General features: G+C 57.9%; 23 protein-coding genes and 3 tRNA genes. 7 read left to right on the top strand and 19 right to left on the bottom strand.

What is annotated here, in order from left to right:
* Positions 1–148: 148 nt before the first annotated feature.
* The gene (locus tag B097_RS0111700) at positions 149–502 is read left to right on the top strand and encodes an ArsR/SmtB family transcription factor (RefSeq protein WP_018582712.1); all 354 of its coding nucleotides are present in this window, start codon (positions 149–151) and stop codon (positions 500–502) included.
* A 20-nt stretch (positions 503–522) separates the two neighbouring features.
* On the opposite strand, the gene B097_RS0111695 is transcribed toward B097_RS0111700, so the two are convergent.
* The 11 genes from B097_RS0111695 to B097_RS0111640 all read right to left on the bottom strand — a co-directional run bounded on the left by B097_RS0111695 (position 523) and on the right by B097_RS0111640 (position 9140).
* On the bottom strand, positions 523–1401 hold the full coding sequence (locus tag B097_RS0111695; protein ID WP_018582711.1) for an urease accessory protein UreD: 879 nt from the start codon (positions 1399–1401) through the stop codon (positions 523–525).
* Between the two features lies 1 nt (position 1402).
* Positions 1403–2017, bottom strand: coding sequence for an urease accessory protein UreG (gene ureG / locus B097_RS0111690; RefSeq protein WP_018582710.1), 615 nt, complete (start codon positions 2015–2017; stop codon positions 1403–1405).
* A gap of 33 nt (positions 2018–2050) precedes the next feature.
* Positions 2051–2770: an urease accessory protein UreF gene (locus B097_RS0111685; RefSeq protein ID WP_018582709.1), complete on the bottom strand. Its 720-nt coding sequence runs from the start codon at positions 2768–2770 to the stop codon at positions 2051–2053.
* Positions 2751–3227, bottom strand: a complete 477-nt coding sequence (ureE, locus tag B097_RS0111680; protein ID WP_018582708.1) for an urease accessory protein UreE — start codon at positions 3225–3227, stop codon at positions 2751–2753. The genes B097_RS0111685 and ureE overlap by 20 nt, the downstream gene beginning before the upstream one ends.
* A gap of 142 nt (positions 3228–3369) precedes the next feature.
* A complete protein-coding gene (gene ureC / locus B097_RS0111675; RefSeq protein ID WP_018582707.1) occupies positions 3370–5082 on the bottom strand; it encodes an urease subunit alpha in 1713 nt (570 codons plus the stop codon).
* Between the two features lie 53 nt (positions 5083–5135).
* Positions 5136–5447, bottom strand: a complete 312-nt coding sequence (gene ureB / locus B097_RS0111670; RefSeq protein ID WP_018582706.1) for an urease subunit beta — start codon at positions 5445–5447, stop codon at positions 5136–5138.
* A 26-nt stretch (positions 5448–5473) separates the two neighbouring features.
* Positions 5474–5776 (bottom strand): urease subunit gamma, encoded by a 303-nt coding sequence (locus B097_RS0111665; protein WP_018582705.1) that lies wholly within the window; start codon positions 5774–5776, stop codon positions 5474–5476.
* A 237-nt stretch (positions 5777–6013) separates the two neighbouring features.
* Complete coding sequence (locus B097_RS0111660; protein ID WP_018582704.1) at positions 6014–7201, bottom strand: DMT family transporter; 1188 nt, start codon at positions 7199–7201, stop codon at positions 6014–6016.
* Positions 7202–7569: 368 nt separating this feature from the next.
* Positions 7570–8019 (bottom strand): Hsp20/alpha crystallin family protein, encoded by a 450-nt coding sequence (locus B097_RS0111655; RefSeq protein WP_018582703.1) that lies wholly within the window; start codon positions 8017–8019, stop codon positions 7570–7572.
* A gap of 400 nt (positions 8020–8419) precedes the next feature.
* Positions 8420–8492 (bottom strand) — tRNA-Ala (locus tag B097_RS0111645).
* A gap of 57 nt (positions 8493–8549) precedes the next feature.
* Positions 8550–9140: a TetR/AcrR family transcriptional regulator gene (locus B097_RS0111640; RefSeq protein ID WP_018582702.1), complete on the bottom strand. Its 591-nt coding sequence runs from the start codon at positions 9138–9140 to the stop codon at positions 8550–8552.
* A gap of 99 nt (positions 9141–9239) precedes the next feature.
* On the opposite strand from B097_RS0111640, the gene B097_RS0111635 reads away from it, so the two are divergent.
* Together B097_RS0111635 and B097_RS0111630 are read left to right on the top strand one after the other, a co-directional pair.
* Positions 9240–9902 (top strand): hypothetical protein, encoded by a 663-nt coding sequence (locus B097_RS0111635; RefSeq protein ID WP_040429639.1) that lies wholly within the window; start codon positions 9240–9242, stop codon positions 9900–9902.
* On the top strand, positions 9903–11951 hold the full coding sequence (locus B097_RS0111630) for a YhgE/Pip domain-containing protein (protein ID WP_018582700.1): 2049 nt from the start codon (positions 9903–9905) through the stop codon (positions 11949–11951).
* 95 nt (positions 11952–12046) lie between these two features.
* Here B097_RS0111630 and B097_RS0111625 read toward each other — a convergent pair.
* From B097_RS0111625 to gyrA, 4 genes are all read right to left on the bottom strand, one after another.
* Positions 12047–12119 (bottom strand) — tRNA-Ala (locus tag B097_RS0111625).
* A 1-nt stretch (position 12120) separates the two neighbouring features.
* A tRNA-Ile gene (locus B097_RS0111620) sits at positions 12121–12197 on the bottom strand.
* Positions 12198–12333: 136 nt separating this feature from the next.
* On the bottom strand, positions 12334–12705 hold the full coding sequence (locus tag B097_RS0111615; RefSeq protein WP_018582699.1) for a DUF3566 domain-containing protein: 372 nt from the start codon (positions 12703–12705) through the stop codon (positions 12334–12336).
* Between the two features lie 2 nt (positions 12706–12707).
* Positions 12708–15269 carry a DNA gyrase subunit A gene (gene gyrA, locus B097_RS0111610; protein ID WP_018582698.1) on the bottom strand — a complete coding sequence of 854 codons (2562 nt, stop codon included), beginning with the start codon at positions 15267–15269 and terminating at the stop codon, positions 12708–12710.
* Between the two features lie 134 nt (positions 15270–15403).
* Here gyrA and B097_RS0111605 point away from each other — a divergent pair, with 134 nt between their 5' ends.
* Complete coding sequence (locus B097_RS0111605) at positions 15404–15658, top strand: hypothetical protein (protein WP_018582697.1); 255 nt, start codon at positions 15404–15406, stop codon at positions 15656–15658.
* A gap of 179 nt (positions 15659–15837) precedes the next feature.
* Here B097_RS0111605 and B097_RS13395 read toward each other — a convergent pair whose 3' ends face one another.
* Positions 15838–16506 (bottom strand): DUF3800 domain-containing protein, encoded by a 669-nt coding sequence (locus B097_RS13395; protein WP_081618066.1) that lies wholly within the window; start codon positions 16504–16506, stop codon positions 15838–15840.
* Positions 16507–16618: 112 nt separating this feature from the next.
* Here B097_RS13395 and B097_RS0111595 point away from each other — a divergent pair, with 112 nt between their 5' ends.
* Positions 16619–16897 (top strand): hypothetical protein, encoded by a 279-nt coding sequence (locus B097_RS0111595; RefSeq protein ID WP_018582695.1) that lies wholly within the window; start codon positions 16619–16621, stop codon positions 16895–16897.
* 32 nt (positions 16898–16929) lie between these two features.
* Here the strand turns inward: B097_RS0111595 and B097_RS0111590 are convergent, their stop codons facing one another.
* Positions 16930–18102 (bottom strand): globin domain-containing protein, encoded by a 1173-nt coding sequence (locus tag B097_RS0111590; protein WP_018582694.1) that lies wholly within the window; start codon positions 18100–18102, stop codon positions 16930–16932.
* Positions 18103–18315: 213 nt separating this feature from the next.
* Here B097_RS0111590 and B097_RS13000 point away from each other — a divergent pair, with 213 nt between their 5' ends.
* Positions 18316–18666, top strand: coding sequence for a hypothetical protein (locus tag B097_RS13000; protein WP_018582693.1), 351 nt, complete (start codon positions 18316–18318; stop codon positions 18664–18666).
* A gap of 377 nt (positions 18667–19043) precedes the next feature.
* Entirely contained in the window at positions 19044–19481 is a 438-nt protein-coding gene (locus B097_RS0111580) for a DUF6918 family protein (protein ID WP_018582692.1), read from the top strand.
* 9 nt (positions 19482–19490) lie between these two features.
* Here B097_RS0111580 and B097_RS0111575 read toward each other — a convergent pair whose 3' ends face one another.
* Positions 19491–20114 (bottom strand): metallophosphoesterase family protein, encoded by a 624-nt coding sequence (locus B097_RS0111575; protein WP_018582691.1) that lies wholly within the window; start codon positions 20112–20114, stop codon positions 19491–19493.
* Positions 20115–20135: 21 nt separating this feature from the next.
* Positions 20136–20990, bottom strand: a complete 855-nt coding sequence (locus tag B097_RS0111570) for a prenyltransferase (protein ID WP_018582690.1) — start codon at positions 20988–20990, stop codon at positions 20136–20138.
* Position 20991: the final 1 nt, after the last annotated feature.

Raw genomic sequence — 20991 nt, 5'->3', positions numbered from 1 at the left:
TGGCGGGCCGACCTACCGACTTTCTCCTTCGCGTAGGCCGGTCCGCCAGCCTTCTCTGTTTGGCCGTTTAACGCTGTACACGCCTAATTTCCCGCTACAGTAGTGTGTAATATCACGATCAAGAAAGCTGGGAAGGAAGATACAGCTCATGGCGCACGATGACCATGCGAGCCACGCTGACGCGGGACCTAAGGAGGAACTAGAACACAACCTCGCTCTTGCGGAAGAATGGGCGGGAACCTTCAAAATCCTAGGTGACCCGACGCGCCTCAAACTGCTCAGCGCCATCCACTTTGCTGGCCAATTCCAATACACAGTGACCGAACTGGCCGAAGCCACGGAGGTTCGCGTGGCCACCGCCTCCGCAGCGCTGCGCGCCATGGAGCTCAACGGCACCGTGAAATCACAACGCGAAGGCCGCAGCATCCACTACGGCATCGCCGACGAGCATGTGCATGACCTGCTCCACTGGATTGGAACAGGCCACAAGCACAATCACTAACGCCCCCGCCTGCGCCTAGATTAGTACTGGCGCAGGTGAATCTTTCCCTGGCCGCGCAGTGCACCCCGCACCTCGCTGGCCACGGCAATCACCAGTGCCAACAGCTCCTCGGTGCGGTTGCCTAAAGCGCGCAACACAAAACCGGGGCGGTCACACTCAGTAATCGCGGCGATCATGGACTCATCCGCCGCCTCATGCTCCTTCACCACGGCCCGGATTTGGTCGAGGAGCTCGTCGTTAAGCCCCGGGTCGAAGCAAATCGCTGTGGCGACGTGCGTGCGCCCGCCCATGAAGAAGTCCTTGTCATCACCGAACTCGCTGGCCAGCGGGTTGATCCGCATGTTGTCGATGAGCACCGGCTCGCCATCCATGTACACCTCATTGAGCAGGTGGGCCTGCTCGTAGAGGAACTGTCCGCCGTCCGGCGACCAGCCTGGCGTGATGATGTCCGACAAGAACAGTGACCCATTCGGGTGCACGTTAGCGGTGATGCGCTGACGGAAATCAGCTTCGCGGTACAAGATCAACTGATCAGGGATGTACTCGAGCACCGCCCCGTCCCCGACGTTGAGCTCCATGTTCTGCACGACGAAGTCACCCGGGGTGCGGTACACCTTCGCCGCGGACTGGTCCGTGATCAACGCCGAAGCGCCATCGGCCACGCTGAACTTCATGCGATAGGCGTCCCCGCCCACATACCCACCGCCCGGGTTGACGATGATGTAGTACACCTGCCCAGAATCATCCAGGTAGTGCGCACGAATAATCTTCAGCGCCCGGGTGTGGAACTGGGAGGTGGCGATGGACTTTCCGCCGGAGACAGAAATGCCCAACTCCAGTTCACCCATGGGTTCGCGCGGTGGATCATGGTCAAAAACACCTGCTGGAATCTGCCACATATTATTTGGCAAGGTCCAGCATCAGCACGTCGTGGCGAATCCACTCAATGATCTCGTCCAGACCCTCGTCGGTCTTCAGGTTGGTCAGCACGAATGGCTTCTCACCGCGGAACTCCTTGGAGTCATCCGCCATCACCTGCAGGTCAGCGCCCACATAAGGTGCAAGGTCCGTCTTGTTGATCACGAACATGTCGGACTTGATCATGCCCTGGCCAGCCTTGCGAGGAATCTTTTCACCCTGGGCCACGTCAATGATGTAAATGGAGAAGTCCACCAGCTCTGGGGAGAAGGTTGCGGACAGGTTATCGCCGCCGGACTCCACAAACACAACCTCCAGGTCGGGGTGGCGTGCCTGCAGTTCCTCAACAGCTGCATCGTTCATCGAGGTGTCCTCGCGGATCGCGGTGTGTGGGCAGCCGCCGGTCTCCACACCGATGATGCGGTCTTCAGGAAGCAGACCCTCGCGGGCGAGAATCTTCGCGTCCTCGGTGGTGTAAATATCGTTGGTGATCGCCGCCATCGACACCTCGCCATCAAGGGCGCGGGTGATGCGTTCGATCAGGGCAGTCTTACCGGAACCAACAGGTCCACCGACACCAATTTTAATCAAGCTCATAATTCTTCAACCTTTCGTTTTTAAGTTTCTTTTTTAAGACATGAACATGCGCGAACGCAACGCTTCGTGCTGCATCTGCGCAACTTCCAGCCTAGGGGCCACCGCACCTAGATCTGCCAGGGTGTGCTCCATCGTCATGTCGCCCGCGCGCTCGATCGTCGAGTACGCCCCCACCAGCACACGCTGGCCAGCATCCTGGCCTAGCGGGATCGCCCGAATCGCATTCTGCGTCATCGAGTTCGCCAACTGCATCAGGTACGCATCCACTGCCTCGCGCTCGCCGACGCCAGACGCCGCCAGCGCCAGACCCGCCGCGATGCCCGGGTTGCCGTGCATCGTGCGCGCAGTGATGGCCTTCTCATATTCGGTCACCAGCAGATCTTCCGGCGCCACGATTGCAGCCACCCGCGACATACGCTTACCCATCGAGTTCATCGAGGTGCGCACCTGCTTCGGCGTCTGCGCGGCGTGCAGCATCGTGTCCAGCTGCTCTAGCAGCTCGAGCTTTTCTTCGTCGCTTTTCGACGAAGAATGCAGCTGAACCGCTAGCTTGACCGCGAGCGCGTCGTTGAAGCTGGCCTGGCGGAGGTAGCCGTGCAGCCACTCCCCGTAGGTTTCTGGATTGTGTACTTCGTCTGCCTGCACATAGGTCTCTAGACCCGCGGAGTGGGCGAAGCCACCTGTGGGCAGCGCCGAGTCCGTGAGGTGCCAGACGACCAGCTGTGCGCGGCGACTAGTGGGAGTGCTCTGCATGACGGAATGCCTCTGGCATGACGTGCTCCCCGCGGGTGTATGGCGCGCCCGCGTGGTCCAAGTAGTGCTCCACGGTGTGGTCGTAGCGCACCACCATGACATCCTTGCCGAACTCCGAATCAGCATCAAAGAACTGGGCCTGGAGGTGGCGGTTGCCCAGGGTGTGCGCCACGACGAGTGCCTCGCGCGTATCGCGCGGAGCGATGACCAGAACGTCGGTGGGCTTCATCTTGGCGACGAATACCTTGTCGTCAGTGCGCTGGAGGATGTCGCCGTCCTTGAGCTCGCGGAAGTCCGTCGGCAAGCGCAGTGCAACCTCTTCGCCGGATTCCGCTTCGACGCGCTGGACGCGCTTCAGGCGGGTCTCATTGTCGAAATAGACTGGGTCAATATGAAGCTTCTCGCGTTCTGCCTCCGGCAGATCAGCGAGATTCTCGGTGATTTCTGTAATGATCATGGTTTCCCTTACTTTTCGTGTGGTTTTCTGTTTTCGATAATAGTTAGTTGTGAGTGTTACGTCTCAGTGTAAAAACCTATAGGTGAAACGAGGCGGGCCAGTGCGCTAACACACTGGCTCCGCCCCCGTTCAACTGCTCAATTTAGAACAGGAAGTAACGCTGTGCCATCGGCAGCTCAGTTGCTGGCTCGGAGGTGATCTTCTCTCCGTCGATGGTCAGTTCGTAGGTCTCCGGATCAACCTGGATATCTGGAGTTGCATCGTTGTGCTTCAGATCCTTCTTGGAGATCTCGCGCATGTTCTTCGCCTCAACGAAGGTGCGGTTGATGCCAAGCTCCTCAGGCAGACCTGCCTCGAGTGCTGCGGTTGGCAGGAAGGTGACCGAGGTCTGGCCTGCTGCCTCACCGATTGCACCGAACTGGTAACGCATGGTGCGTGGCTGAGGGGTTGGGATGGATGCGTTGGAGTCACCCATGATCGCACGAGCGATGATGCCGGACTTCAGTACCAGCTTTGGCTTCACACCGAAGTATGCAGGATCCCAGACAACCAGGTCCGCAATCTTGCCCTCTTCCACGGAACCAACTGCGTGGGAAATACCAGAAGCAATTGCCGGGTTGATGGTGTACTTCGCGATGTAGCGCTTGATGCGGTTGTTGTCGTTGTTCTCGGAGTCGCCCTCGAGAGCACCGAACTGCTCCTTCATGCGGTGAGCAACCTGCCAGGTGCGCAGGACGACCTCACCGACGCGGCCCATTGCCTGGGAGTCCGACGAGGTGATCGACATGATGCCACGGTCGTGCAGCACGTCCTCAGCCGCAATGGTCTCCTTACGGATACGGGAGTCAGCGAATGCGACGTCCTCCGGCAGGTCTGGGTTGAGGTGGTGGCACACCATGATCATGTCAAGGTGCTCATCCATGGTGTTCACGGTGTACGGCAGGGTTGGGTTGGTCGACGCCGGGATGACGTTGTTCAGACCAGCAACCTTCAGAATGTCCGGAGCGTGGCCACCGCCAGCACCCTCAGTGTGGAAGGTGTGGATGACGCGGTCCTTGAACGCGGCGATGGTGTTGTCCGCAAAGCCACCCTCGTTCAGGGTGTCAGTGTGGATGGCGATCTGGATATCCATCTCATCTGCCACCGACAGTGCAATGTCGATAGCGCTGTAGGTGGAACCCCAGTCCTCGTGAATCTTCAGGCCCACGGCACCGGCACGGATCTGCTCACGCAGAGCCTCAGGCTCAGTTGCGTGACCCTTGCCCAAGATACCAATGTTGATCGGCAGGTTTGCCGTTGCCTTAATCATGGTCTTGATGTTGGCCGGACCAGACGTCACAGTCGTTGCGTTGGTGGAGTCCGTTGGACCGGTGCCGCCACCGACGAAGGTGGTGGTGCCGTTATCCAGAGCGGCCTCAACCTGATCTGGGGAAATGTAGTGAATGTGGGTATCGATCGCACCAGCGGTGACGATCAGGCCCTCGCCACCGATAACCTCGGTTGCCACACCCACGGTGATGTCCACATTGTCCTGGGTATCAGGGTTACCAGCGTTACCGATCTTCAGGATCTTGCCGTCCTTGACAGCAATATCGGCCTTGTAGATGCCGGTGTAGTCAATGATGATCGGGTTGGTGATCACCAGGTCTGGAATATCGTTGTCTGCGGTCAGGCGACCGTTCTGGCCCATGCCGTCACGGATGACCTTGCCGCCGCCGAACGAGACTTCCTCGCCGTAGATGGTGGAGTCAGATTCAACGACTGCTACCAGGTTTGTGTCTGCTAGGCGGATGCCATCACCGGTGGTAGGACCGTTTAGCTCGGCATACTCGCGCCTATCCATTTCAAAAGACATATGCTTTTTCTCCTAAAACTCTTGCTAGTTTGCTTGTCTGTGTGCTTTACGGATTACTTGACTGGGCCGTTGACCTTAGCGTTGAAGCCGTAGACTTCACGGTTGCCGCCGAAATCAACCAGGTTGACGGTGCGGGAATCGCCCGGCTCCAGACGCACTGCAGTACCAGCAGGAATGTCAAGGCGCTTGCCCTTGGCTGCCTCGCGGTCAAACTCCAGTTCGTCGTTTGCCTCTGCGAAGTGGAAGTGGGAACCAACCTGCACTGGGCGGTCACCCGTGTTGGTCACCTCGATGGTGATGGCTTCCTTGCCTTCGTTGATGAGGATCTTTTCGTTCTCGTTGATGATGAGTTCACCAGGAATCATGTTGTTTTCTCCTTCGCGACGTTTCTTTAGCGGATCGGGTTGTGAACGGTGACCAGCTTGGTGCCGTCTGGGAACGTAGCCTCAACCTGCACGTCGGTGATCATCTCTGGGACGCCCTCCATGACATCGTCACGGGTCAGGTAGGTGACGCCTTCGCTCATCAGCTCTGCCACGGTCTTGCCGTCGCGTGCGCCTTCGAGCAGTTCTGCGGTGATCAGGGCCTTTGCCTCTGGGTGGTTCAGCTTGACGCCGCGCTCCTTGCGCTTGCGAGCCAGGTCAGCAACGACCACGATCATGAGCTTTTCTTGTTCACGCTGAGTCAGGTGCATGAAACTCCTCCATCTAGTTTGATTTGATTATTCACACGGCTGTTTGCGTTCAGCCGTGCAAAGTCCGAGTAATTCTTATGTCTTCCATGAGCATCAGAAGGACACTTCCTATGATGCCTCAATCGAAGTCTTTTTGTGTACAGGTGACCTAGTTACGACGAGACGATTCGACAATAGCCGGGGCCAGAGCGTTCGCTCTGACACTCCGGCTATCTCTTTAGTCGAGCTTTCGTCTCTTTACTTTGCTGGCCAAGGGCCTTCGCCTGGTTCACGGACCGGCTCTGCGTCTTCGTGAACTGCCGCGCCCGTTTCAGGGTCGATATCTACTACCTCATTCGGGTCATCTGATTGGACTGTGGTGTCCTTTTTCTTCTTTCCGAAGAAGCTATCGAAGAGGCCATTCTGGTACATCACCGTACCCAGAATCATGACGATACCGATCCACTGCAGGACCGATGGGATCTCACCGAACAGTGGCCATGCGATGATCACCGAGGACACTGGGGAGAGCAGCAGGATACCTGCGGACAGGGTTGGATCCAGCCAGACTGAACCCCACTGGACGAAGGTCCATGCGACTGCCTGGCCCAGGGTGGCCAGCATGAGCAGCCACAGCCAGTTCATGCCAGTGAGCTCTGCACCGAGTGCAGTCTCTGGGTTGACGGTTGGCAGCAAACCGTTCTCGTCCAAGACGCCGTACTTGAAGTCGAAGCCATTGCGGGAAGAACCGGTGTACGCCCAGATCAGCGGTGCAACCATCTGCGCAGCAGCGGTATACATCATTGGCTGGATGTAGAGGTCCTTACGTGGAGCGGTGGTACCCGCCTTACGGGAGAAGTACAGGTAGAACGAGTAGCAGATACCGGAGGTCAGACCCAGCAGGGTACCAAGGGTTGCGGTAGGAATACCGTAGATTTCCGCTGGGCCGGTCGCCTCAGAAGGCTCGAACACGCCACCGGTGAGCAGAACACCGACGATCATGATCGGAACCAAGATTAGGAATACTGGCGGAATCTTGTACTTATCGAAGATTGCCGTCAGCATTGGCACCACAATCACCTGCAGGTTAAGCAGAATTGCGGCAATACCGGCACCGACGTAGAAAATTGAGTAGTTCCACGCGGTGAAGTCCACGCCCAGGAACAAACCTGCGACGACGGACATGATGATTCCCTTCTTAGGCAGGGAACCCTTCTTTTTGATCTCCCACAGACCAATCGGCAGGAGAAGTAGGAAACCGATAGACACGCGCAGGAAGGCCTGGGTCGCTGGGTCCATGTTCGAGGCCTTGACCCAAATCGGGGTGAAGGCGAGGAACGCAGTACCAACAGCAAGGATCAGGACAGCCTTACCGTGACTGACCGGTTTAACGGGCAGATACTGGTTTACAACGGTGCTCGCAGCACTCTCTGAAGTCTTGTTCACAACTTGAACCTTAACTGAAAACTCTTCCTATTCGAACCTTTTCGTAGAACAGATAACACTTAGCGAACGTACGCCCCCACACACAGGACAAATAGGAACTACCTATTTACGCCTTTTCTTTTGATCTAACCCTTTCGGGGGTGGGTATAAATATTATCTTTACATGTTTTGATGGAATTCACCTTGCGTAAGCTGGGAGTTTCCCGTCAACATTCAAATATTTGAATATTTTTCATTCAATTATCCGCTTGAAGGTTGACATCCTAACAAGAATTTGCTTATTGCGTTTACCAACAGGCTTCCAAACTTAAGCCCCCAGCCACGACGGGCCGAGGGCTCACTTTCATTAAGTTTTCTAATTAAAGGCGTTAGCCCTCTTTGCTATCCGCAGTCGATTCGCCTTCGTCGATAGCAATCTTCTTCTTTCCGCCGGTTGCGTCCGGGGTTGGGATTGTCACCTTCAGTACGCCGTCAGCCAGCTTCGCCTGGATAGCGTCCGTATCTACACCTTCAGGCAGCGATACGCGACGCTGGAAGCTTGACGACGATTCCCTCACAACGTACTTCTTGTCTGTATCTTCGTCGCGGTTCTGTCGTGTAGCGCTAATCGCCAAGGTTCGACCTTCAACGTCCAGGTCAATGTCGTCCTTCTTAAAATTGGGCAGATGCGCTTCAACGACGATTTCACCGTCACGCGTATAAACGTCCGTCGCCATATTGTTGGCGTTCCGGAATGCCGGGGTCCAATCATCCCCGAAGAAAGCCTTCTGCAAAGAGTTCAACTCACTAAACGGATTCCAGCGTGAAATATCAGCCACAAAACATTCTCCTTTTCTGTTTTCTTCTCAATTGTCTTCTAAAGTTCAACGCATACAGCCTGGTCAACCGTTTGCGTCTACCCCCATTATAGGTACTATTTGACAATTGTCAAACAGTGTGATTCTTTCCCGCATCATCGACGCGCCTCGGCATCAATTGGCCGACCTAAACTCCCCCCTCCGCAAAGTGTTGGAACAGGAATGCTGGAACAGGGCGCTTTTTCCCGTTTGGCGCGCCTCAAGGCCCCTGTTCCAACAGTTGAGCTCCAACAGTTTGGCCTCTAGGGAAGAGGGAAGAGAGGAGAAGAGGGAAGAGAGGAGAAGAGGGGAGAACAGCCCCAGCCACTCCCCCGCGCAACGAAAAGACCCGGTCCATTTCTGGGCCGGGTCTTACTTCTTGTGGAGGATAGGAGAATCGAACTCCTGACATCCTGCTTGCAAAGCAGGTGCTCTACCAACTGAGCTAATCCCCCGTTGGGTGTTTATTACTGTACTCCCTTCAACCGCAGATTAAAAAATCGCGGCCGCACCTATCCCCTCCCCTGGTTCTGCGCGGCCACTTCCCACGCCAAGAGCAACCTCTCCACCAGCCGATCCTGCACGTCATTATCGATGCTATACAACCCGGCGCTTTGCGGGCGGGTGACCACAATGATCTCGGCAGACAGCTGCAAGGGGTGAAGATCTCGCTCCACAAGGCCCTCTTCCGCGGCCTTCTCCATGAGCTTCCCCACGCTATCGATGGCCTGGTCGCGCACTTCGGCGACAGGTTCAGGCAGGTCATAGATGTTTCCCGGGTCGAGCACGGTGGCCAGGGTACCGCCACCGATGTTGACGATCCTCCAGATGAAATCGCGCCATTGCGCCTTCGGGTCCTGCTCAAAATCGGCACTGACCCTGCGCGCCAAAACGTCCAGACGCACGAGTAGGTCCTGTGCGCAGGCCATGTCGAGGTCGCTGCGGGTGGGAAAGTGCCTGTACAGGGTTGCAATGCCGACGCCGGCACGTTTGGCGATGGCGTCGAGGGTGATCTCGGCTTCGGGCACGGTCCGGAAAATGTCCTGTGCCGCCTCAAGGATGTCCTTGCGGCGTTGGCGGGCGTCGGCGCGTTGGGCTGCCACAGCGTTCTCCCAGCTTTTCTTGTTGACAAGTCGTTGTTCCTCGTTAGATGATACTTGCCTATTAAGTGATAGTCGCTCCTCCGTTTAAAGGATTTTGAATTGAGCTTCCGTATATCTGCTCAGGACTTGGTCCTCACCAAGGGCCAACCCCCACTCACACTGTCTATCGGCCCGGGCCTGACCCTGATCCACCACGCGCGCGAGGCACACGCCTCCGCACTCACCTTGGCCATCGCCGGACGCTTTCGTCCCGCGAAAGGCACCATTTCGCTTATCGACGACGACGGCACCCACACCGGTACGCGTGATCGTTTTTCACGCATCGCCCTTGCCGGCGCCACCGAGATCGATTCCCTGGAACGTGGTGTCTCCGTGCGGGAAACGCTGCGCGAGCAGCTCGCCTGGTCGCTCCCCTTCTATGCCTGGGTACCCCGCGACGTGGTCACTCATCCACGAGTGGCCCGGTGGTGGGACGTGCTCCTTCCACATGTGGACCCGAACGAACACGTCGGCGACATCGCGGTGCAGGATCGGTTCCTACTCAGGATCGTTCTGGCCTTGATCGCCCGCCCGCAGGCAAGTGCGTTGCTTGTCGACGACATCGATCAGCTTCGTGATATGTCACTACGCGGTGAGGTGCTGTCGTCGTTAAGCACTGTTGCTCAAAGCCTGCCGGTGATCGTAAATACCGTGAACGGGGACGTGGATGGGCTGGCCAACGATGTGATCACGCTGCGCGAGGCCGAAGAGGAGGCTGCGTAAATGTCACTGACACACATTGGTACGAATTTCCGCCGCTTCTTCCATGGCACTCTCCCACCGCTGGCGCTGGTGGTGATCAGCATCCTGCCGCTGCTGTTTGGTGGGCTGTTTGTGTGGTCCTATGAGGACCCGCTGGGCAACCTGGACAAGCTGCCGGTGGCGCTAGTGAACTCGGACGAAGGCGCCGAAGAACCGGACGGCTCCCCGCTGAACGCGGGCGAGGAGGTAACGGACAAGCTGCTGGAATCCCAAGAGCTGGACTTCCACCTTGTATCGGCCAGGGAGGCTCGCGAGGGGATTGCCGACGGCACTTACTATTTGGGCGTAGAGATCCCCACGAACTTCTCCGACGCCACTACCAGCGTCAACACGGACAATCCGCACTCGGCCACACTGAACGTAACCCTGAGTAACACCAACGGGTTTATCCCCACCATCCTGGGCAACCAGGCAGCGCGCGTGATGTCCAGCGTCATTAGTGAAACCATCAGCGACACCATCTCCCGCCAACTCTTCATCGGCTTTAACACCATCGGCGAAGGAATGGATGAAGCGTCGGAGGGTGCGGGCCAACTCTCTGACGGCGCTACCGACGCTTCCGATGGCGCCCACAAGGCACGCGAAGGCGCCACCCAACTGGACGAGGGCCTCACCGAGGCCGACTCCGGCGCGCACGAACTGGCAGACGGTGCGGCCCGTCTCGATTCTGGCGTGGCCGAGCTCTCCTCCGGGGCCGCCACGTTGAACGAGGGCCTAGGGGCCGCCTCCACCGGTGCGGAAACGCTCGCCTCTGGCATGGATCAACTCCAGTCCGGCACCGACCAACTTGGCTCCGGTGCAAGCCAGGTGGCCTCGGGTGTCGATCAGATTGCCACCGTGGCCGACAAGCTTGCAGCGGCCCAACACGTCCTGGCCGATGTCGCGGATAAGGCAACGGCACTCGGTTTGGATACCACCCAACTGCAACCTCTTACCGACACCACCCTGGTAGAGCAGGTGGGCGCGCTGCAGGCAGGTGCGCATGAGATTGCCAACCAGCTCAACGACCCCACCGCCCAGTACCGCTCCGGCGTGGACACCGCGACCAACGGCTCACACGAACTGGCCCAGGCCCTGGCCATGTTGCATGACGGTTCTGGACAACTGGTCGCTGGCACAGCCACCCTGAAAGACGGCACCAGCACGCTGGTGGTCGGCGCGAACACGCTTGCCGACGGAACCAGCAAACTTTCCGCCGGCTCCCAACAGTTGGTCGTTGGCTTGGCGGCTCTCGACGAAGGCCTAGTTACCCTCGATGCTGGGTCGGGCGAACTGTCCATGGCCATTACCGACGGCGCCAAGGAAGTACCTCGCTACGAAGGTGAACGCCTTGATAAGGCGGCGGAGGCAGCAGCGAACCCGGTCGCACTCAAGCAGCAGGGTGATAGCTTGACCACCTTCGGTACCGGCCTGGCGCCATTCTTCCTCTCCTTGTCCATGTGGTTTGGCGCCATCGTCATGTTCTTCGTGCTGAAGCCGATGTCTCGCCGCGCGGTGGATTCTGGAGTGTCACCCCTGCGTGCCGCCCTGTCCACCTACCTGCCGGCCATGATCATTGGCTTGGTTCAGGCAACCGCTGTGTGGGCCGTCGATGTCTTCCTCATCGACCTCTCTATCGTCCACCCCATGCGACTACTAGCAGCCTTGTGGTTTGTCTCCATGGTGTTCGTCGGCCTGGTGATGACAATCAGCAATGTCTTTGGCCCCACCATCGGCCGTGTGCTCAGCATCGCGCTGATGTCGCTTCAGCTGGTGGCCTCCAATGGCCTGTACCCGCCAGAGGTGCAGCCCGGATTCATCCAGTGGGTGCACTCCTGGGACCCCATGCGCTTTAGTGTGGATCTGCTCCGCCACTGCATTGTTGGCGCACTGCCCGGCGACAACCGAGCCGGCCACGCCATTGTGGTGCTGGCCTGCATTGGTCTGGGATCGCTTGTGGTGGCGTGTATCGCGAACTACACGCGCCGCGTGATCGCGTACAAGGACCTCCACCCAGAGCTTTCGATATAGGGCGATGGTGTAGGGCTGCTCGGGGGCAGCCCACACTCACGCGCACGAAAACACCCGCCGCACTCTCTCGAGTGTGGCGGGTGCCGTGTTCCTTGTGGAGGATAGGAGAATCGAACTCCTGACATCCTGCTTGCAAAGCAGGTGCTCTACCAACTGAGCTAATCCCCCATGGTGCGCCCGGGAGGAATCGAACCTCCGACCTCATCGTTATCAGCGATGCGCTCTAACCGACTGAGCTACGGGCGCTGGGAACGAAATAGAACATTACCCACCATTATCCGCAACACCAAATCGCCAGGTCAAAGCCATAAAATACAGCGCCCCTCAGCCGTACTTTTCAAGCACAGTGCCAAGGGGCGCAGAGGCAATCGTCGATAAGTGATTAGGCGTTCTTGGTCTTCTGCTTCTTCGATGAGTTGGTGTCCGTCAGGGTGACCGTGATGCCGCCCAGCAGGTCTGCGACAGCGTTGTAGATCACGGCGATGAGTGGGGAAAGGACCGCCATCATAACCGTGCCGATCACGCCCACCAAGCCCGCGGCGGAGAAGACTAGGCCATAGCCCACGCCTTGGTCACCGCCGACGCCGCCGATGAGGGAGTTGACTTGGTCGACAATCCCGGCTCCGTCGAGGCCGATGTACACGATGGTCACGGCGATCAACCACACCACCATGCCGATCAGGCCCATGATCAGCCCAATCTTGAAGGCGGTCTTGGGAGACACTCGGCTAATCTCAACGTCTCGTGATGCCATGACTACTCCTCACCCCTGCTTGGTGCGCCAGTCGAGTCCATTGCTTCCTCGGGCTTCTTTTCGCCCTTGGCTACTGCGGTCGCTTCCTCTTCGCCCTCGTCTTCAACATTGACGTCGATGGCCAGCAGTTCCACATCCTCGGCCAAGTCCACCAGGCGCACGCCCATGGTTGCGCGTGACGACGGGCGGATCTGGTTGACCTCGGTGCGGATCACTCCGCCGGCGGACGTGATGGCAAAGATCTGGTCATCCTCGTCCACGGCCAAGGCACCAATGAGCTTACCGCGCTTCGGGGTGTACTTGAAGGTCATCACACCCATGCCGCCACGGCCCTGGGGGTTGTACTCCTCGATGGCGGTGCGCTTGCCGTAGCCGCCGGAGGTAGCCACCAGCAGGTACTCGCCGTCTTGGACCACGGTCATCGCCAGCAGCTGGTCGTCGTCCTTGAAACGCATACCCTTCACACCGGCGGTTGCGCGACCCATGGGGCGCAGCTGATCGTCGTCGGCGGTAAAGCGAATGGCCTGGCCTTGCTCAGAGACCAGCAGGATGTCGTCGTCCGCGGAGCACAGCGCAGCGCCGATCAGGGAGTCGCCCTCGTTGAGGTTGATGGCGATCAGGCCCGCAGAGCGCGCAGACTCGTAGTCCGTTAGGCGCGACTTCTTCACGCGTCCGTCCTTGGTGGCCAACACCAGGTAAGGCGCATCTTCGTAGCTGTGGATCTGGATCACCTGAGCGATCCTTTCCTCCGGCTGGAATTCCAGCAGGTTAGCTACGTGCTGGCCGCGGGCGGTGCGTCCTGCCTCAGGCAGTTCGTAGGCCTTCAGGCGGTAGACGCGGCCGAAGTTAGTGAAGAATAGGATCCAGTCATGCGTGGAGCAGATGAAGAAGTTCTTCACCACGTCGTCCTGCTTCAGCTCAGCACCACGCACGCCTTTGCCGCCGCGCTTCTGGGATTTGTAGGCGTCCACCTTGGTGCGCTTGGCATAGCCGGTCGAGGTGATGGTGACCACGACGTTTTCGCGCGCGATGAGGTCCTCTTCGCTCACATCACCGGTTGCGGCAATGATCTTGGTGCGCCGGTCATCGCCGTACTTATCGACGATTTCCTCAAGCTCATCGTGGACGATCTGGCGCTGACGTTCTGGATTGGCCAGGATGTCCTTGTAGTCAGCGATCTCTTCTTCGATCTCCGCCAACTCATCAACAATCTTCTGGCGCTCCAGGGCTGCCAGGCGGCGCAGCTGCATCGCCAGGATGGCGTCTGCCTGGATCTCGTCGACGTCGAGAAGCTCCATCAAGCCGGTACGGGCTTCGTCGACAGTCGGCGAGCGACGGATCAGGGCGATGACCTCGTCCAACATATCCAGCGCCTTGACCAAACCACGCAAGATGTGGGCGCGTTTTTCGGCCTCGTCGAGGCGGTACTGGGTACGGCGGACGATGACTTCGATCTGGTGCTTGACGTAGTAACGCAGCATCTGGTCCAAGCGCAGGGTGCGCGGCACGCCCTCGACGATGGAGAGCATGTTGGCCGAGAAGTTGGACTCCAGCTGGGAGTGCTTGTACAGGTTGTTCAGCACCACGCGTGGTACGGCGTCGCGCTTGAGCGTGACGACGATGCGCATGCCGGCTCGGTCCGAGGACTCATCTTCAATCTTGGAGATGCCCACCAGCTTGCCGTTGGTCACCTGGTCAGCGATGTTGGCGATGAAGCTGTCCGGGTTCACGTTATAAGGCAGCTCGGTGATGGTGATGACCTGGCGGTTGCCGATCTCCTCCATCTCCGCCACACCACGCATGCGGATGGAGCCGCGACCGGTGGTGTAGGCATCCTTGATGCCCTGGTCGCCCACGATCAGCGCCGCGGTAGGGAAATCGGGCCCCTTGACCCGTTCCATGCAGGCTTCCAGGGTGGTCTTATCGTCCGCGTCGTGGTTGTCCAGAATCCAGTAGATGGCCTCCGCCAGCTCATTCAGGTTGTGCGGAGGAATATTGGTGGCCATACCCACGGCGATGCCGGAGGAACCGTTCATCAGCAGATTTGGCACGCGCGACGGCAGAACATCAGGTTCTTTGGTCTTGCCGTCGTAGTTCGGGGAGAAGTCGACGGCGTTTTCCCGGATGTCGCGCACCATCTCCATCGCCAGCGGAGTGAGCTTGCACTCCGTATAACGCATGGCGGCGGGGCCGTCGTGGCCACGGGAGCCGAAGTTACCTTGGCCGTCGATCAGCGGGTAACGCATCACCCATGGCTGCGCCAGACGCACCAGGGTGTCATAGATCGCGGTGTCGCCGTGCGGGTGGTAGTGGCCCATGGTGTCGGCCACGGGGCGTGCGGACTTCACATAGCCGCGCTCGGGACGGTAGCCAGAGTCAAACATCGCATAAATAATGCGCCGGTGAACCGGCTTCATGCCGTCGCGGACTTCTGGCAGAGCACGCCCGACGATCACGCTCATCGCATAATCAATGTAGGAAGTCTGCATTTCCTCATTGATGTCGATGGGGATGATCTGATCGTGGCCCGTGCCGTCGCCACCGTTTGTGGTGTCGTCGCTCATTCAAGACCTCTCTTTAAATGTTCTTGTCTTTGCCGGTGCGCGTGTGCGCGCTACGCAGCACTCCGCACCGATTCTACCCCGCCCTAGACGTTTCAGGCCCGCCACCTGCGGTATCAAAATGATACCGTGACTGCATGGCAATGACGCTGAGACTGACTAACGACGAAGACCGCGCCCTCGGTCTGCTTGCCTCCGCTTGGGGGTGCAGCAAGCAGGAGGCGGCAAAGCGCGCGATCCTTACCTCCGCCACCAGGCTTCTCGACGACGCCGCCGTCGAACAACTTGCCCGCGAAGTGCTCGCCGAACACGATTCCAGTCACGCGCAGCTGGAAGAACGCATCCGCAGCGCCGAGCGACCCCGCACCACCATCACCTTCGACAAGGACTAAGCCATCAAGTCGCTGAAGAGTTAATTGAGCATCAGAATAATCATCTTGACCTGCTTAAACTAAAAATTTTTAGTTGCTATATCGATACTTTTTTAGTTAAGATAGAGGTGAATCCGGCGACAAGTCCTCCAGGGGAGGACTTCCCACCCCGATAGGTGGGATAGCCGGATTCATCGCGTCTATGGACGTCCCCATGGAGTGAACAGACTAGCGAGAGTAGGTTCGATACACGGCTCATACCAAGAGCAGTTTTTACCTTCAAGATGTCGCTGTACCGCCCAAAGACCGTAATCAGCTACTTGTAATCCCCAGGCTGATTGCGCCGTCCAAACGCAAAGGGTGATGTCCCTGTTCACCTGCGTGCAGACCTCAGATACTGCCTCGTATGCCGCCGTCCTAATACCTTTTGTTCCAAATTCAGCAACAATAACGTAGAGCTCATCACCGGGTTCTGATACCTGGAGTGCGATTTCTTTCAGATGGAGGTACCAGGCAAGTTTGTAGAGATGCATGGGGCCTTTATTCCTGACACTGGGGTAGGCGTTGGATTTATACAAGAAAGTGGCGTCAAATCGGGGAGCCTGGTCTTTGATCAGTCGAAACATTTCATTACGGGTCTTTTGTGAATCGTCGACAGCGTGAAACCCTCTAGCAAGCTTTATGCCTTCCTTTGACCGGCTGGCTCGAAGGTGAAGCCCTTGGAGAGGGTCATTGCCATGGTTTTCAGTCTTAAAAGCAGCAGTGCCAAAACCGAAATAGGTGGAAGCTCCCCCACCTTGAGGATTCGGGGTGCCGTTGTAATCCAGATTCCCGGTCTCGTCAGCATAGAGATAGATACGGTTAGGCAAGTCAGTCCTTGTCTCGCTTAAATTTTTCAATATGGATTTATCTACTGAGGGTTTTATTATGCATGATGCATGGCACTTAAGATTCAACTACAGATTGGAGACCGAGTAAGCCATGAAAGCGCTGAGCCCAGAGCAACTTCTCATCATTGCTGACGCCTTCTGTGACAAGCACAACGTGCAGGTCACCAGCTTTTCCGCTCTCGTCGCCGCTGCTGCTGTTCCCGGCGCGCGCTTTGAGGGCATCGCCGTTTTCACCGAGGTCACCGAGGCTGCGCGTGCACTGGAGGAGGCTATTTGCAGATTAGAACCCCTCGATCATGCCAATGAGGATTTCGCAGCCTACGTGCGCGCGGTATACAAAAAGTGGGCCTTGCATCCACTGACCGATTGACCTGCTGAACGCGCAGGAGTGACAGGCGTTCGCTAGTTAATCAGCCAGTCGTTCGGGCTGAATAGTTCATAATGCACAGCAGCCGGTGCCAGATCCATCGGCAGCTCATCCAGGTCTGCACGGATACCCTGAAGGAAGGCGTTACCGCCACAGAGGTAAACATCGGCGCCTGCGACATCGTGGTCAGAGATAGCGATGCGCTCACCTTGATCACGGAAGGCAGGCATCACGGTTGCGTTAGCTAACTGCTTCGCAAGGTGGTTCGTTTGCTCGCGTTGCGCCCACGTCGCTTCGGAATCATCAGCATGGAGATAGAGGACAGAGCGATCCGAACCGGTACGCACCAAATGGGAGAGCATGCCCACCATCGGCGTGGAACCAATCCCGGATGAGATAAGCACCACTGGGCTCGTACCTTTCTCCAGAACCAGGTCACCGGCAGAAAGGGTCGCCTGAATGGAGTCGCCTTCGTTCACCGTCTGGAGAAGACGCTGAGATACCTCGCCATCGGTTTCAACGGCGATGGTGTAGCGCGAGGCATCCCCTTCGATGATTGAGTATTGGCGTAGCTGGCGGGCGCCGTCTGCCAGAACAACGCCGATCGACGTGTACTGGCCAGGCAGTGGAGCCGTGAGGTCGCCTTCCACGGTATAGGACGTGACTTTTTCGGTCAGCGCCGTTTTCGCAGTGACGGTCACATCGCGGAACACATGACCGGGGGTGACGGCATCGGATTGGTAGAGCTTGTGCTCATGCGTGATTAGTACGTCGGCCATGAGCCAGTAGACACGACTCCAGGTAGCGGTGACGTGTTCAGTGACAGCATCACCAAGCACCTCGGCAATGGCAGCCATGAGGTTGTCGTGGACAATCTGGTACTGGTCCTCAGTGATACCGAGGGAGACGTGCTTATGGGCGATGCGGTCCAGCATCATCACTGGGTCCGGCGCATCGGGGTCAACCAGCTGTGTAGCAAACGTTGCTACAGAGGCGGCTAGCGCTTTCTGCTGAGCACCCTGCTTCTGGTTGCCACGGTTGAAGGTGTCGCGCAACAGCTCAGGGTGTGCGGTGAACATTCGGCTGTAGAAGTTCTTGGCAATGGTCTCAATGTTCTCACCGACCCCTGGAAGAGTGACCTTGACTGTGTCCGCTTGCTCATCTGTTAGATATGCCTTCTTGGGGTTGGGCTTTTCGGCAACAAACATTTCTTGCTCCTCGCACTATAGAAATTAAGTACGGTTTTTATCGTACTTAATTAGAGGGAGAAATGATACGGCCTGTTTACAGGACCTATCTCCCTCCCCCAACGCCCCTTTCTTCGCTTAACGACGAGTTTTTCACAGGTGTACTATGCGGGACCATTGACTTAAAGTAGTGTCCAGAGAAAGCAATAACGCCCCGGAGAGGGTGTCACAACCATGAAGAAGACTACGTCGATTGTTGCGGCTTTAGCCGTCTCGGCCTCTCTTGTCGTCGCACCGAGTGCGAACGCACAAGAACCCAACATGAACTACCAGCCGCCAGCACAGACCGCGACCGGCAGCGCCTACACCGGCTCCGCCCCGATAAGCCTGTTGCTCGCCGCATTGGGTGTCGCAGCGGTGGCCAAGCTGATCACCGATAACGTGCCTGAGCTACGCCAGGCCGTCGATGATCTGGCGGCACAGGTTGGCATGTCTGGTGTGTGGGGCTCTTCTGAGGCAACGCGCACGCAGCCGTTGTCGGATTTTGATCTCAGCCAGATCATCGCTCAACTCAACCTCGGCTAAGTAGCGTGAGGCGGGCGACGAAGGCGTGAGCTGCACGTTTCTTCACCCATCGTCCGAACGATTGACCCCCAGAACGCGCCCATTGTGGCAGTTCGAGGGTCATTTTTCTGTTTGAAGTGGCGCACCCATCGCCCAATCTGTTAAATTTGGGAACGTTGTGGTTGTAGTGACTGATGTGAACCGTTAGACCGGTAACACGTTCAGCACTATGGCGGAAGAACTGCAACAAGCGATTACCGTCGGCGGATGTGCGACGAACTCAGCTTCTTGAGTTGTACGTCCCCCCATGGGAATCGCTTTTTCTTTCCCTGCCTCCCCATTCGGTGTGCGAAGACCGCTACAGTATGAAAAGAACTTAAACACTGAAAGGTACCGCCATGTCAGAATTGTCCGCTTTGCTGAATGAGCAGAAACGCCCACAGGTTGTCGCCGACCTCAACACCGTGGTCGATGAGACCGTCTCCAACGCATCCGGCCTGGTCGGCATGGCCCTCAAGGGTGGCGTGGGCGCAGCGAACAAAGTCGACAGCGACTTCATCAACAAGGGCATCAACCGCATCCTCCCCGACCTGCTAGGCGAGCTGCAGCCACACTGGAACGCCTACCGCGACTCCGACTCGGCCGATTTCGGCTCCTACCTTGCCGCGCACGAGGACGAAGTGACCAATGGCCTGCTCAAGCTTGCCGACGACAACGTGAGCAATGCCCCTGCTGCCCTGCAGAAGATCTACAACGGACTGCGCAATAAGGCGGCCAACATCGTTGGTCCGGCGCTGCCGCAGGTGGGCAACGTCATCGAGAAGCACGCGTCCTAAAACGCCACGCTATAGCGTGATGTCCACCATCACGCCCACCCCGGGCCACCCAATATATGGGTCCGCGCTCAAGGTGGTCGGGGCGTGCACGTGGCCTAACACCCACGCCCCATAACCTTTTGCCTGCAGCTGCTCAAAAGTAGCTGGCAGGCAATTATTTTTGGTGTACTCACCCGTCAGACCAGTGTGGAAAACACCCACATGCTTGGTACTCACACTGGGATCAACCACGGGAAACTCGTCGATAAGCACACGCTTGTCACGCTTCTTGGCCACATTCACGGCGTGAAAAGTGACATCCACGCCCGGAATGTTGAGCGCGCACACGTCAAAATCCTGGGGGAAATGGACACCGTCGATCGTCGGAAAGCGAGTGTGAAATTCGAAGCCTTTCGCTACGTCGTGGTTGCCCCAGATTGCCACCACCGGCACCTGCAGATCCTGCGTGATCCAGCGAAACAGGGCGGCACCCTCGGCCTCCTCGTCGGGGCCGGAGGTGTGGCGGTCAAAAAGATCGCCGCCAAAAACCACCACGTCGGGCTGGCGGGCGGCAAGCTCCGTGCGCACCCAGCTGCTGCCGGGGCTGTAATGGGCGCCGAGGTGGAGGTCGGAAAAGGCAGCAATCTGAGTCATGCGCTCATTCTAGATCCTGGCCTACAGCACCGACACCAACGCGATCGTCACGATAGCGCCCACCACATAGTTGAGAACCAGAAACACGCGCCAAGCACGGCGGGTATCCTCCGCGTGGGCATCATCCACATTCCAGAAACGGGCAGCGTTAGCGGCGTAGCCCAGCCCCGCGAAAGCGACGATCCACGCCGGTGCAGGCAACGTCAACAACAGCGCAGCCGCCACCAAATAGACGATCGCGGAAGCGCGCGTTGTGGTGCGCGCACCCAACTCTGTGGCCACCGACGTCAAGCCACCCTCCCGATCCGCGTGGATGTCCTGCACCGCACCAAGCGCATGCGAAGCCATGCCCCACAGGAAAAACGACCCAATGGCCACCCAAAACGGGCCCGGAATGTGCGGCTCCACCATCGCTGCACCCACCATCGCCGGGGTAGCGAAGTGCGCCGAGGACGTCATCGAATCCAGCACCGGCTTTTCCTTAAAGCGCAGACCCTTCGCCGAATAGGCCACCACGGTGAACATGGCGAGTGCCAACCAGCTTGTCGACGACCACGTACCCCCAATCACCAGCGCCACGATGAACGGCACCGTCGTAATCGCTGAGGCCCACAACACTGGTGCGTGCCACCGCGGATGCAGAACCGAGCCCTCCAGGCCGCCCTTGCGGGGGTTGCGCATATCGGATTCATAATCGAAGACATCGTTAATGCCGTAAATCGCAATATTGTATGGGATGAGGAAGAAAATGGTGCCCACGATGAGCTGCCACGTCACCCCACCGCCGGCGAACAGGTAGGCGGCGGCGAACGGGAAGGCGGTGTTGACCCAGCTGATCGGCCGGGATGACGCCAGTACGACGCGACAAAGTTCCATG

The sequence above is a fragment of the Corynebacterium pilosum DSM 20521 = CIP 103422 genome, from assembly GCF_000373805.1.
Lineage (GTDB): Bacteria > Actinomycetota > Actinomycetes > Mycobacteriales > Mycobacteriaceae > Corynebacterium > Corynebacterium pilosum.
This window is presented reverse-complemented; position numbering and strand designations above follow the sequence as displayed.

Excerpts from the sequence above, each read along its gene's own strand:
- B097_RS0111700 (WP_018582712.1), top strand. The coding sequence starts at position 149 with ATGGCGCACGATGACCATGCGAGCCACGCTGACGCGGGACCTAAGGAG.
- B097_RS0111695 (WP_018582711.1), bottom strand. The coding sequence starts at position 1,401 with ATGTGGCAGATTCCAGCAGGTGTTTTTGACCATGATCCACCGCGCGAA.
- ureG (WP_018582710.1), bottom strand. The coding sequence starts at position 2,017 with ATGAGCTTGATTAAAATTGGTGTCGGTGGACCTGTTGGTTCCGGTAAG.
- B097_RS0111685 (WP_018582709.1), bottom strand. The coding sequence starts at position 2,770 with ATGCAGAGCACTCCCACTAGTCGCCGCGCACAGCTGGTCGTCTGGCAC.
- ureE (WP_018582708.1), bottom strand. The coding sequence starts at position 3,227 with ATGATCATTACAGAAATCACCGAGAATCTCGCTGATCTGCCGGAGGCA.
- ureC (WP_018582707.1), bottom strand. The coding sequence starts at position 5,082 with ATGTCTTTTGAAATGGATAGGCGCGAGTATGCCGAGCTAAACGGTCCT.
- ureB (WP_018582706.1), bottom strand. The coding sequence starts at position 5,447 with ATGATTCCTGGTGAACTCATCATCAACGAGAACGAAAAGATCCTCATC.
- B097_RS0111665 (WP_018582705.1), bottom strand. The coding sequence starts at position 5,776 with ATGCACCTGACTCAGCGTGAACAAGAAAAGCTCATGATCGTGGTCGTT.
- B097_RS0111630 (WP_018582700.1), top strand. The coding sequence starts at position 9,903 with ATGTCACTGACACACATTGGTACGAATTTCCGCCGCTTCTTCCATGGC.
- B097_RS0111615 (WP_018582699.1), bottom strand. The coding sequence starts at position 12,705 with ATGGCATCACGAGACGTTGAGATTAGCCGAGTGTCTCCCAAGACCGCC.
- gyrA (WP_018582698.1), bottom strand. The coding sequence starts at position 15,269 with ATGAGCGACGACACCACAAACGGTGGCGACGGCACGGGCCACGATCAG.
- B097_RS0111605 (WP_018582697.1), top strand. The coding sequence starts at position 15,404 with ATGGCAATGACGCTGAGACTGACTAACGACGAAGACCGCGCCCTCGGT.
- B097_RS0111595 (WP_018582695.1), top strand. The coding sequence starts at position 16,619 with ATGAAAGCGCTGAGCCCAGAGCAACTTCTCATCATTGCTGACGCCTTC.
- B097_RS0111590 (WP_018582694.1), bottom strand. The coding sequence starts at position 18,102 with ATGTTTGTTGCCGAAAAGCCCAACCCCAAGAAGGCATATCTAACAGAT.
- B097_RS13000 (WP_018582693.1), top strand. The coding sequence starts at position 18,316 with ATGAAGAAGACTACGTCGATTGTTGCGGCTTTAGCCGTCTCGGCCTCT.
- B097_RS0111580 (WP_018582692.1), top strand. The coding sequence starts at position 19,044 with ATGTCAGAATTGTCCGCTTTGCTGAATGAGCAGAAACGCCCACAGGTT.
- B097_RS0111575 (WP_018582691.1), bottom strand. The coding sequence starts at position 20,114 with ATGACTCAGATTGCTGCCTTTTCCGACCTCCACCTCGGCGCCCATTAC.
- B097_RS0111570 (WP_018582690.1), bottom strand. The coding sequence starts at position 20,990 with ATGGAACTTTGTCGCGTCGTACTGGCGTCATCCCGGCCGATCAGCTGG.